This is a genomic window from Bacillus cereus group sp. BfR-BA-01524 (assembly GCF_022662595.1).
In the GTDB taxonomy this organism is placed as follows: domain Bacteria; phylum Bacillota; class Bacilli; order Bacillales; family Bacillaceae_G; genus Bacillus_A; species Bacillus_A thuringiensis_S.
The window spans coordinates 1-295 of sequence record NZ_JAKUDW010000357.1 but is presented as its reverse complement, the minus strand read 5'-3'; the positions used below and the strand labels follow the sequence as shown (position 1 = coordinate 295).

The window sequence follows — 295 nt, the reverse complement described above, 5'->3', positions numbered from 1 at the left end:
GCCTAAAGAAGAAGTAAAAGTTAAAGAAGAACCGAAAGCACAAGAAATAGTAAAGCCTAAAGAAGAGGCAAAGGTTAAAGAAGAAGTAAAAGTTAAAGAAGAACCGAAAGCACAAGAAATAGTAAAGCCTAAAGAAGAGGCAAAAGTCAAAGAAGAAGTAAAAGTTAAAGAAGAACCGAAAGCGCAAGAAATAGTAAAGCCTAAAGAAGAGGCAAAAGTTAAAGAAGAAGAAAAAGTGCAAGAAATAGCAAAAGCTAAAGAAGAAGAGAGAGCGCAAGAAATAGCAAAAGCTAAA

The 295-nt window shown here is 33.9% G+C and carries 1 pseudogene; it reads left to right on the top strand.

Going from position 1 to position 295, the window contains the following annotated elements:
- Positions 1 to 295 (top strand): annotated as a pseudogene (locus MR170_RS32865) (enterotoxin); the annotation flags it as partial.